Origin of the sequence: Clostridium bornimense, from assembly GCF_018917145.1 — a bacterium.
GTDB lineage: Bacteria > Bacillota > Clostridia > Clostridiales > Clostridiaceae > Clostridium_AN > Clostridium_AN bornimense_A.
The window spans coordinates 24,459-36,498 of record NZ_JAHLOD010000031.1; the positions used below are offsets into that span (position 1 = coordinate 24,459).

The 12,040-nt window shown below is 27.2% G+C and carries 9 protein-coding genes; 2 read left to right on the forward strand and 7 right to left on the reverse strand.

What is annotated here, in order from left to right; translation table 11 throughout:
• Positions 1 to 34 precede the first annotated feature (34 nt).
• The 5 genes from KQI30_RS11245 to KQI30_RS11265 form a co-directional block, all read right to left on the reverse strand.
• Positions 35 to 1,963, reverse strand: coding sequence for a bifunctional 4-hydroxy-3-methylbut-2-enyl diphosphate reductase/30S ribosomal protein S1 (locus tag KQI30_RS11245; RefSeq protein ID WP_216463419.1), 1,929 nt, complete (start codon positions 1,961 to 1,963; stop codon positions 35 to 37).
• A gap of 13 nt (positions 1,964 to 1,976) precedes the next feature.
• Entirely contained in the window at positions 1,977 to 2,621 is a 645-nt protein-coding gene (gene cmk / locus KQI30_RS11250; protein WP_216463420.1) for a (d)CMP kinase, read from the reverse strand.
• Positions 2,622 to 2,625: 4 nt separating this feature from the next.
• Positions 2,626 to 3,852, reverse strand: a complete 1,227-nt coding sequence (locus KQI30_RS11255; protein ID WP_216463421.1) for an NAD(P)/FAD-dependent oxidoreductase — start codon at positions 3,850 to 3,852, stop codon at positions 2,626 to 2,628.
• Positions 3,853 to 3,950: 98 nt separating this feature from the next.
• The gene (locus KQI30_RS11260; RefSeq protein WP_216463427.1) at positions 3,951 to 4,829 is read right to left on the reverse strand and encodes a MurR/RpiR family transcriptional regulator; all 879 of its coding nucleotides are present in this window, start codon (positions 4,827 to 4,829) and stop codon (positions 3,951 to 3,953) included.
• 171 nt (positions 4,830 to 5,000) lie between these two features.
• Positions 5,001 to 5,711 (reverse strand): pseudouridine synthase, encoded by a 711-nt coding sequence (locus tag KQI30_RS11265; protein WP_216463422.1) that lies wholly within the window; start codon positions 5,709 to 5,711, stop codon positions 5,001 to 5,003.
• A 129-nt stretch (positions 5,712 to 5,840) separates the two neighbouring features.
• Here KQI30_RS11265 and KQI30_RS11270 point away from each other — a divergent pair, with 129 nt between their 5' ends.
• Both KQI30_RS11270 and cls read left to right on the forward strand, forming a co-directional pair.
• Positions 5,841 to 6,473, forward strand: a complete 633-nt coding sequence (locus tag KQI30_RS11270; RefSeq protein ID WP_216463423.1) for a flavin reductase family protein — start codon at positions 5,841 to 5,843, stop codon at positions 6,471 to 6,473.
• Positions 6,473 to 7,894, forward strand: a complete 1,422-nt coding sequence (gene cls / locus KQI30_RS11275) for a cardiolipin synthase (RefSeq protein ID WP_216463424.1) — start codon at positions 6,473 to 6,475, stop codon at positions 7,892 to 7,894. Before KQI30_RS11270 ends, cls begins: the two co-directional genes overlap by 1 nt.
• 53 nt (positions 7,895 to 7,947) lie before the next feature.
• On the opposite strand, the gene KQI30_RS11280 is transcribed toward cls, so the two are convergent.
• Together KQI30_RS11280 and helD are read right to left on the reverse strand one after the other, a co-directional pair.
• On the reverse strand, positions 7,948 to 9,132 hold the full coding sequence (locus KQI30_RS11280) for an FprA family A-type flavoprotein (RefSeq protein ID WP_216463425.1): 1,185 nt from the start codon (positions 9,130 to 9,132) through the stop codon (positions 7,948 to 7,950).
• A 57-nt stretch (positions 9,133 to 9,189) separates the two neighbouring features.
• The gene (gene helD, locus KQI30_RS11285) at positions 9,190 to 11,439 is read right to left on the reverse strand and encodes an RNA polymerase recycling motor HelD (protein WP_216463426.1); all 2,250 of its coding nucleotides are present in this window, start codon (positions 11,437 to 11,439) and stop codon (positions 9,190 to 9,192) included.
• Between the last annotated feature and the right edge of the window lie 601 nt (positions 11,440 to 12,040).

The window sequence follows — 12,040 nt, forward strand, 5'->3', positions numbered from 1 at the left end:
TAAAAAGCCAACAGTAAACTGTTGACTTTTTATTTTATAGCATATAATCTACTTCTTTAATTGAAAGCTCTATTCTCTTCTTTGCTGCATCTACAACAATTATTTTTGCCTTAACTTCTTCACCTAATGTTAATACTTCATCTGGTTTAGAAATTCTCTTTTCGCTTATTTGAGATATATGGATTAATCCATCAATACCTACTTCTAATTCTACGAAAGCACCAAATGATGTAAATCTAACTACTTTTCCTAATACAACTGATCCTACAGGATATTTTTCTTCAACATTTAACCATGGATCATTAGTTGTTCTCTTTATTGATAAAGATAATTTTTTTGATTCAGCATCAACTGATAAAACAACTACTTTTACTTTTTGACCTATTGATAAAACATCTGTTATTTTGCTTACTTTTCCCCAAGATAATTCTGATATATGAGCAAGACCATCTACACCTTGAATTTCGATAAATGCACCAAAATCAGTTATTCTCTTTACTTCACCTTCAACTATATCTCCAACTTTTATTGTTTCAAATACTTTTGCCTCTTCTTGAGATTTTTTATTTTCAAGTAAAACTCTTCTTGAAACAACTATCTTTGATAATCTGTTTTTCTTTTCATATTCTATTACATTAACTTCTAGTTCTTTACCAACATATATTGACAAATCATCTACATGATTTAATTCAATTTGTGATGCAGGTAAGAATACTCTTGCAGCATTTTTGAATAAGCAAATCACTCCACCTTTTACAACTTCAACTACTTTTACATTGATTACAGTTTTATTTTGGAAAGCATCACTTAATTCTTTTACTATAAGTTCTCTTTGTAATTCTAATAATGATACTACTACATATCCATCATCATTTTTTAATTTTATTATTTTTACTTCTACTTCGTCTCCAACTTTTAAATATTGGTCAAGACTAGTATTTTCTGGTAATGATACTTCTGTAACAGGTAAAAATGCTTCTGCTTTATTATTGATATCTAAATAAGCTTCCTTATCATTTATTGATATAACTTTTCCTTTTACTTTTGATCCTACTCTTACAGATTCAGCTGAATCCATTTGGTTTAAAACATCATTCATTGTTAATTCATTATCGTTATTCATTTTATTAATAGCCTCCTTTATTACCCAATCTGGTGTTGATGCACCAGCTGTTATACCTATAGATATATTTTCATTACAACTAATTATATTATCAGGTATTTCGGAAGAATTTTCAATAAGAATTGTGTTTTCACAATTTTTTTTGCAAATTTCATATAACTTATTTGTATTAGAAGAATGTCTTCCTCCAATTACAATCATTACATCAACTTGCTTTGATAATTCTTCTGCATTCTTTTGTCTAACTTCTGTTGCACTGCAAATAGTATTAAATACAACTAATTCTTTTGTAAGTCTTGTAGCTTCTTCAACGGCTTTTTCAAAATTACTTAATTTATTCGTTGTTTGACATACAATACATAACTTTTTAGGAAAATTTTCTATTTCATCAAAGTCGCTACCATCTTTTGTTATAATAGCAGAATTATCACACCATCCATTTATACCTATTACCTCTGGATGATTTGCATCTCCAACAATAGCTATAGCATAACCATTATTATAATACTTTTCAACTTTTTTGTGAATATTAGTAACATATGGACATGTAGCATCTACTATATCTAATTTTTGTTCTTGTAAATCAGATATAACAGATTTTTCAACACCATGAGATCTCAAAATCACCTTTGTTCCAGGTGTAAGTTTTGATACTTCATTAACATCTGCCTCATATATGTGATTTTTCTTTAACTTATTAACCACATCATTATTGTGTATTAGTGGTCCTAAAGTATAAATATTATTATTTTCTTCACTATTATTTAGTGATAAATCAACTGCTCGCTGAACACCAAAACAAAAGCCTGCATTCTCTGCTAAGATTATTTTTTTTCCCATTTTTATATACCACCTATTCTATATGTTCACATATACAGTTAACAACACCATCAATATCTAAATTTGATGTATCAATTTCAACGGCATCATCAGCCTTCTTTAGAGGACTAATTTCTCTTGTTGAATCTATTAAATCTCTTTTAATTATATCATTTAATATATCTTCAAAATTTACGTTTAATCCTTTGTTAGTTAACTCTAAATATCTTCTTTTAGCTCTCTCTTCAGGATTTGCTGTTAAAAAGAACTTATATTTTGCATCAGTAAGAACATTTGTACCGATATCTCTTCCATCCATTATTACATTATATTCTTCTCCAAGTTTTTTTTGCGCAGTTACTAATAATTCTCTTACAACTTGTACTTTAGCATAATCAGATACAGAATTACTAATCTCAGGCATTGTAATCTTATCATTAATTACTTCACCATTTACAATTAGTTTTTCTTTATCAAAATGCATTTTCAAATCATTAATTAGATCTGCTAACTTTTCTGTATCTTCAGGTTTTATATTATTTTCTTTTGCAAATAGTGTTACAGCTCTATACATGGCACCAGTATTTATATACATTAAATCATATTTATTTGCCAGTATATTTGCTATAGTACTTTTACCTGATCCTGCAGGACCATCGATTGCTATATTAAAATCCATTTACTTACCTCTTTTCTATATTACTACCAGCCAAAACTCCTGTAGAATATGCTATCTGTAAATTAAATCCTCCAGTATTAGCATCAACATCAATAACTTCTCCTGCAAAATATAAATTATTAATCAATTTAGATTGCATTGTAGACGGATCAATTTCCTTTGTGCTAATTCCTCCTGCTGTTATTATTGCTTCTGCAATAGGTCTAACACCAGAAACATTTAATGTAAAGTTTTGTATTATATCAATAATATTATTTCTTTCATTTTTTGTTATGGAATTTACTTTTTTATTTTCATCTATGTTAGATAAACGTATAACTACATCTATAATTTTCTTCGGTAATAAATCACTTAAAGAATTCTTAAAATCCTTATTTGCATATTTTACAAAGTCCTTTTGAATTCTTTTATCTAAACTATTTCTATCTAATGCAGGTTTTAAGTTTATACAAGCCTTTAATTGATCAAAGTCATGAACTAATCTTGAACCAGTTAATGCTATAGGTCCTGATATTCCAAAGTGTGTAAATAACATCTCACCAAAACCTTTATATATAACCTTATTATTATTTTTAAGGCTTAATTCTACATTCTTTAAACTTAACCCTGACAATTCCTTAATCCACTGCTCCTCAACAGTAATTGAGGTAAGTGCAGCTCTCGGATTTATTATTGTATGACCTGCTTTTTTAGCGAAATTATATCCATCTCCAGTAGAGCCTGTTTGAGGATATGAAATACCTCCTGTGGCAATTATATAATTATCGCCTTTTATCTTTTTACCCCCTGCTAAAATTACTGATTTTACAGTTTTATCACCATATTCTATATCTTCTACAACAGTATTAAGCAGTATCTTTACATTATTTCTTTTTAGTTTCTTTTCAAAAGCTTTTATAATATCTGAAGATTTATCTGACTTTGGAAAAACACGATCTCCACGTTCAACTTTTAATTCTACGCCTTCAGATTGAAAAAAATTCATTACATCCAAATTTGTATAAGAATATAATGAAGAATATAAAAAGGAAGGATTTCCAGGTATATTGTCAAAGAACTCACTTATATCTTTATTGTTTGTTACATTGCATCTACCTTTTCCTGTTATATATAATTTCTTACCTAACTTTTCATTTTTTTCTATTAAGGTAACTGTATTACCTTCTTCAGCTGCCTTTATAGCAGCCATCATACCTGCCGGTCCTCCACCTATAACGACTACAGATGACATTTACTCACCTACTATATATGTATTTATTAAAAAAGCCAAAAAGCAATATGCTTCTTAGCTTATATTAATACGATTTTTATTTTTTTTCAATTACATTTTTAAAATAAAGTATCATTTTTAAATGAATAAACTTTATATTCTTCCCAAATATCTTCTAGCCCAGAAAATATTGATGATATCTTTTCTTTCTCTCTAAGCCCTACTGCTATTATTAATGCATTTATCACTGATAATGGTGCTACTAATGAATCAACAAATGACGCCATGTTACTTTGAGCTATTAATGTATAATCAGACTTAGTTGCTAATGGTGATAATAAAGAATCTGTAATTGCTACAACTTTTGTTCCTTTTCCATGCGCATAATTTAATGCTTCAATAGTTCTTGCTGCATATCTTGGAAAACCTATCCCTATTACCAAATCATCTTTTGAAATATTTATCATTTGCTCAAAAATGTCTGATACACCGTAGGCAACAACTTTAACATTATCTAAAATTAAGTTAAGATAAAATCCTAAAAATTCTGCAAGTGCTGTGGAACTTCTTAACCCAATAATATATATTCTCTTTGCGTTAAATATACAATTTACCACTTCATCAAAAGTCTTCGGATTAATCTTCTCTAAAGTAACTCTTATATTTTCCATGTCAGATTTAAGTACGCCTTTTAAGGCATTTTCCATAGTTATGTAATTATTTGAAAGTTCTATTCTCTGAACAGTAGTAAGTTTATTTTTTATTAATTCTTGTAATGCCTTTTGTAGTTTAGGATATCCACTAAAACCTAACTCATTTGCAAATCTTACTACAGTTGATTCACTTACTCCTACACTATCACCTAATTTAGCTGCCGTCATGAATGCAGCCTTATCATATTGTTTTAATATATATTCAGCAATAAGTTTTTGTCCCTTACTTAATCTAGGGAACTTTACTTGAATAGTTCTCATTAAGTCTTGCTTGTTTGAATCGATCATATTATCCCCACCTTTATGGTTGATATGTATTTAATTTTACCATTATATGAAAAGCTAATCAATATAAATTTCATTTTCAATGGATATTAAAGATATTTAACGATAATTTTGCAATATTTTTCAATAAAACTTTCTTAATTTGATACATTATAATTTAAATATTGCATTTTATAATTTAAATAAAAATTTTAATTCTTTATCATTTAACTTTCTATATTCGCCAACTTTTAAGTCACCTAACTTTATGTCTCCTATAGAAATTCTTTTTAAGTTAATAACATCATGATTAACTTTAGAGCACATTCTTCTTATTTGTCTGTTCTTGCCCTCTGAAATTGATATTCTAATGGTTGACCTATTAGTATCCCTTGTTTGTACAAATACTTTAGCTTTAGCTGTTATATACCCTCCAATATCTACGCCATTTTTCAATTCTTCAATCTCGTTATCCGATATATATCCTTTAACATCAGCTATATATGTTTTAAAAAGTTCTACTCTAGGATGCATTAGCTTATTGAAAATTTCTCCATCATTAGTTAGTAACAATAATCCTGATGTATTATAATCTAATCTTCCAATAGGAAATATTCTTTCCTTTGACTTTACTATATCAATAACAGTTTTGCGTCCTCTTTCATCAGAAGCACTAGTTATAACACCAGTAGGCTTATTTAAAATATAATATACCTTTTCATCTTCTTTTTCTATTTTAACTCCATCAAATTCTATAACATCCTTACCAATTAATACTTTAGTTCCTAATTCATTTTTAACAACGCCATTAACTTTAACTCTTCCTGCTAAAATAAACTCTTCACATTTTCTTCTTGAAGCTACTCCACAACTAGCCATATATTTTTGTAATCTCTCTTCCAAAATATCACCTACCTATTAATATATTTTAATAACTTCTCTTTATATTTACAACATATAATATTTACAATAACTAATATTATTGTTATAGTAAACTAAGCTAAATTTAATGTTTTAAGGGAGAATATTTTTATGTCAAAGACATTGTTTAAAGGTAGTGTTATGTTAAATCCTACCCCTGTTGTTTTAATTACATCTAAAAATAAAGAAGATAAGGTAAATGTTTTTACCGTAGGCTGGATCAGCACGGTTTGTACAAAGCCTCCAATGATTGCTATGGGAATCCGCCCTGAAAGATTATCTTATGATTATATAAAGGAAACTATGGAATGTGTAGTTAATTTACCTTCTAGAGATATGGTTAAAATAGTAGACTATTGTGGTGTACGCTCTGGAAAAATAGAAGATAAAATTAAGCACTTCAATTTAGAGTTAGAACCAGGTGAAAATATTACAACACCTTCTTTGAAAAAGGCACCAATTGCTTTAGAATGTAAAGTAACTAATATCACAAAACTAGGTACTCATGATATGTTTCTATGTGAAGTAGTAGGTGTAAAGGTAGAAGACTCCTTGATAAATGCTAATGGTAAAATTGAATTTAATAGAGCTAATCTTATTACTTATTGTCATGGAGAATATTTTGGTATAAATTTAAAAGCTTTAGGTAGCTTTGGATATTCTGTTGCAAAAAAGAAGAATAAAAATAAATCTATTAAAGAAAATAATAATAAAAGTTTAAAACGAAAAGAAAGGAAATATTAATGAAGATTCATATTATCTTATTTTCTTTAATGATTATTGTAAATATTGCTTCAATATTTTCTCTTATCTTTATAGAAAGAAGAGAACCCTCTGCTACATGGGGATGGTTGCTTATTATAACTTTACTACCTGGTATTGGATTTATATTATATTTATGTTTTGGTCAAGACTTAAGTAAGCGAAAAATTTTCAACGAAAAAAATATCATTGATAAAATCAAATTAGATAACATTATTAGAAAGAACCATATAATTCCAGGTAATAATTCTCAGTTTTCTGCTTTAATTAAAATGAATTTCAATCATTGTAGCGCTCTATATACTAATAATAATTCTGTAACCACTTATATAAATGGCGAAGATAAATTTAAAGATTTACTTAAAGATATAGAAAGTGCCAAAAACTTTATTCATATCGAATACTACATATTCAGATTGGATAACTTAGGTCATACAATTTTAGACTCTCTAAAGAAAAAGGTTGAAGAGGGTGTTGAAGTTAGACTTCTCATTGATGCAATGGGTTCTAAAACTATTAGAAGAAAAGATCAAGAGTATATAAAAAGCTTGGGAATAGAATTTGCCTTATTCTTCCCAGGAATTCTTCCACTAATTAATCTAAGAATGAATTATAGGAATCATAGAAAAATAGTCGTAATTGATGGAGTTATTGGATATGTTGGTGGTTTCAATGTTGGCGATGAATATGTAAATCGTGGAAAGAAGTTCTCCTTTTGGCGAGACACACATCTAAGACTACAGGGTGATTCAGTAACAGAACTAAATATGCGATTTTTAATGGATTGGGATTATGCTTATAAATCTTCAATAACAAAAGAATCTAAGTATTTTCCTACTATTAATAATAACGGAAATGTCGGTATTCAAATAATATCTTCAGGTCCAGACCATGTAGAAGAATTTATTAAGAACTCTTACTTAAAAATTATAAACAACGCTAAGGATCATATTTACATTCAAACACCATATCTAGTTTTAGACGAACCAATGACAGAAGCATTAAAAATATCTGCATTATCTGGTGTTGATGTACGAATAATGGTTCCATATAAACCTGATCATTTTTATATGCCTTGGATACTACATGCTAATATAGATTTACTTTTAAATTCTGGAATCAAGTTTTATCAATATAATAATGGCTTTATCCATGCAAAAACTATTGTTGCCGATGGTGCTGTTACTAGTATTGGTACTGCTAATTTTGATATAAGAAGTTTTAAATTAAATTTTGAAGTTAATGCAATAATATATGATACAGAGATTACAAAAAATTATGAGAAGATATTTTTAGAAGATGAGAAAGTATGCATACCTTTAGATAAAAATGAATTTAATAATAGAGGTGTCATTAAAAGATTTATGGAATCTATTATAAGATTAATATCACCAATATTATAACTAAAAGAAACTATCAATGAAAATTTATCATTGATAGTTTCTTTTTATAATTGCTATTTTAATAATTTTATATACTTTTCTATAAATTCATCTGCATCAGCATATTCTTTATTGTATGGCACAAATTTAAATCTTAATCCATCACTTAATACATTAAATTTTAAATCCTTCATCCTAGATAAAATCATAGGAACTCCTTCTCCACTCCATCCAAAAGATCCAAATGCAGACGCAACTTTTCCTCTCACATTAATAGGACATACTGAATTTAATAAATCCCATGCCGGTCTAACAGCATCTTGATTAATGGTAGGTGTACCAACTAAAATTCCCTTTGATGTTTCTATAATCTTAACAAGTTCTGAAGTATCATAAGAAGTTATTTCATAGATACCTACTAAAAATCCTTTTTTCTCTAATCCCATCTTTATATAATTAGCCATTTTTTCAGTATTTCCATAAGCACTTATATAAAAAATAGATATTTTATTATTTACTACGCTATCTTTTTTAGACAAATTATAATAAGCATTTTTAATTTTATCTATATTTTCTTCAGTATGAATAGGCCCATGTGATGGAGCTATCATCTTAATAGATAAATTATTAATTTTATCTAACGCATTATTAACAAACTTATAAAAAGGTGACATTATAGTTTGATAATAATATTCCATTTCTCTTATATATACATCATTATATTCTGTATACATACTTTCATCTGGACAATAGTGACAACCAAAAAAGTCACATGTAAACAGGATTTCTTTATTCTTCACATAAGTAAACATTGTATCTGGCCAATGTAAGTTTGGTGCAGTAATAAATTCTAGAGTATTTTCGCCAAGGCTTAACTCTTTTATTGATGATATATCTATTGATTTGAAAGTAGTATTAATTATTTCACTTAAATACATTATAGCAGCTTTAGTAGCAATAACAGTGGCATTAGGATATTCCTTTAAGAAGTCATTAATACTACCAGAGTGATCTAATTCCGTATGATTTACAACTATATAATCTATAGATTTATTACCAATAATCTTTTTTACCTTATCTATAGATTCTTGAAAGAAGTTATTCTTTACAGTATCTATTAGTGCTACTTTATCATCATTTATTAAATATGAATTATAAGTAGTACCTTCATCTGTCTTCATAATTATATCAAATACTTTTAAATCTCTATCTTTTGCTCCAACCCAATAAATATTTTTACTTAATTCTAAATACTCCATAAGCGCTCCTATCGATAATAATTCTTAGTAAATATATTATATCTTCTTTCTATTCAATTAACACTTTAAATTTATAACATATTGAAAGTGAAGTGCTCTTGTAAGTACTACATATAGCAACTTATTATCAAATATACTGTCATCATAACTATCTTCATCAATAGCAATAGAGCAATCGAATTCTAAACCCTTAGTCATATAAGAAGGTATTACCATAAAATCAAATTCAAAATCATCCATTCTATCTTTTACTAATGTCCATGAATAATTAGAGTTTTTACGTAAATATGAATGTACTTTTTTACATTGATCTGAACTCTTGCATATTACAGCAACTATTCTTTTCCCACTACTTATTACTTCATTACATATATTGTCTATTTCTATTGCCATATCTTTTTGAGTTTCTACGTCTATATGTGTTACTTCTTTTCCATGTCTTAAAACTGCCCTTGAAGGTTCAAAATTCAGTTTTTGTCTCTCAAATATTCTATTAGCATAATCTATTATTTCAACTGTAGATCTATATGATTGTTTAAGATAAATAAATTCACTATTTTCAAATATATTTTCTTTTAGAATATTCCAATCTGTTATTCCTTTAAAGAAATAAATTCCTTGAGCTAAATCTCCAACTATAGTAAAAGACTCCATAGTACATATTTCTTTTATCATACTAAAAGCCAATGGTGAATAATCTTGTGCTTCATCTATAACAATATGTCTAAACTTATTTTTATCATCAATACCATTTATTTTAGTGATTAAATATGCCATCGCTATTATATCATCACCATCAATTACTTTTTTCTCATCATTAGTGTTAAAAGACTCTTTTATATAATTTAATAACTTAGGTGACATTTTATCAACGTGTATTGCCTCTGCAATTTTTTCATTAATAAAAAGTTCTTTATATACACTATATATATTTTTAACATTATAAACTTTTATATTCTCTTCAATTATAGATTTATATTGATTTAATAAAGAAGATTTTTTCTCATCTCTTTCATTATAAATTGATGTTAACATTTTACGTCTTTCTTCACTATCATCAAAATCTCTTTTAATCTTCTTAACTTTTAAATCATAAAACATGTCTAATTTCTCAAAGACTTGACCTAAAACATTTTTCTTCTTCTTTAAAAAATACTTTCTTATTTCTTCTTTTCTTTTATTTAAAGATAAGTTTTTCATATCTTCTACATAAAGTTTTCTTATCTCTGCTGCTTTAAAAAGTACAAAACCTTCACATTTAATATCACTGATATTTTCATATTCTTCTTTTTCAAGATACTTAATATAATTATCCAGTATATCTCTAAATTCAATGGAGCCTTTAAATTTCGATGATTGGATTAATAAATCTTCACCTTCATTTATATATACATTTAACTTTTCTTCTTTTGAAATATATTTAGTTTTCATTCTTAAAATGTTTAATGCTACTTGCTCCATAGTATATTGTTTAACTTTTTCTACACCTAGTGATGGAAGTATATTTGATATATAATCTAAAAACATTTTATTTGGAGCTACTACTAAGATATCATTTCCACTTAAGTTTTTTCTATATTTATATAATAAATATGCTAATCTATGTAGAGCTACTGTAGTTTTCCCTGATCCAGCAGACCCTTGAATAATTAATGCACTATTTAATGGAGCTCTTATTATATCATTTTGTTCCTTTTGTATTGTAGCAACTACTTCTTTAAGTTTTGTTGATGAAGATTCCTCTAAATTTATTTTTAGAAATTCATCGATAAGATTTTCATCTCCATTACTACCTTTAATGATAAGTTCATTACCTTCATCAAAAGCATCCTTTATCTCACCATTTTCAATTATAAATTTTCGTTTAGTTTTTAATTCTCCATCAATCCATCCACCTGGAGCTTCATAAGAAACATCACCAATTACTCCACTATAATATAAATCAGCAATAGGAGCTCTCCAATCAACTACTACTTCTTCAGCCTCTACAGAATCCATTATACCAATTTTTCCTATATAGAAACTTTCACAATCCTTTTTTCTCTCTCTAAAATCAACTCTTCCAAAGTAAGGTTTATCAATTGCTTCTTTATAATTAACAATAGAACTACTAGTTACGTTATATAACTTCTCCATAGTATCTAATTCTTCATTATATTTTCCTTTTGCGTCTTTTTTTAATGAAGAAATTTTTGATTCTAATTCTTCATTCTTTTTAGTCTTTATATTAATTTCGTTATTTATTAATTTTGTCTTTTCTTTTAAAACTTCTTGTTCATAACTTAGTTCATTAAGTGTTATTGCCATATACTTTCCCCTTTAATTTACTTTGTCAAATAGTTTTATTTTATCATATATCTATTTATATAAAAATAGTATTTTTAAATTTAGTTTACTATAACATAATTATGATTATGTAAACTAAATATTATTTGTAGATAGAATTAATATTAAAATAGACAATTTCTGAGCTTAATACTTAAGCTGTATAAAAGTATATCCTATGAAGTCACAAAATACTTAATTGTATAAGTTATTTTTTAAGAACTTACTCTATTGATGAAATAATCAAAGCAGATTTACATAGCTACAGCTTTAAATATACAAGGGCATTAAGGATTACATTACTTAGTAAAAAAGCTGCCACACAATCTGTGATCTGACTCCTGTCAAGTAGACAATCAAAATAAATAAAAGATATATGATGATGCGACTACGTAGTTAGTCGCATTTATCATGATGCTCTTTTTTTCTTTGCTTCTAATTCTGTCTTATAAGCAAGTATTCTTTTATTTTCTGGTATCGGATATTGAATAGGGGTTTCTGTCGCTAATGCAACAGTTCTAACTTCCATAGGAGCTAAGTTATTAAACCTTTCTTGATACCTATTGTTATTATAATAGTCTAT

Excerpts from the sequence above, each read along its gene's own strand:
- KQI30_RS11245 (WP_216463419.1), bottom strand. The coding sequence starts at position 1,963 with ATGGGAAAAAAAATAATCTTAGCAGAGAATGCAGGCTTTTGTTTTGGT.
- cmk (WP_216463420.1), bottom strand. The coding sequence starts at position 2,621 with ATGGATTTTAATATAGCAATCGATGGTCCTGCAGGATCAGGTAAAAGT.
- KQI30_RS11255 (WP_216463421.1), bottom strand. The coding sequence starts at position 3,852 with ATGTCATCTGTAGTCGTTATAGGTGGAGGACCGGCAGGTATGATGGCT.
- KQI30_RS11270 (WP_216463423.1), top strand. The coding sequence starts at position 5,841 with ATGTCAAAGACATTGTTTAAAGGTAGTGTTATGTTAAATCCTACCCCT.
- cls (WP_216463424.1), top strand. The coding sequence starts at position 6,473 with ATGAAGATTCATATTATCTTATTTTCTTTAATGATTATTGTAAATATT.
- KQI30_RS11280 (WP_216463425.1), bottom strand. The coding sequence starts at position 9,132 with ATGGAGTATTTAGAATTAAGTAAAAATATTTATTGGGTTGGAGCAAAA.
- helD (WP_216463426.1), bottom strand. The coding sequence starts at position 11,439 with ATGGCAATAACACTTAATGAACTAAGTTATGAACAAGAAGTTTTAAAA.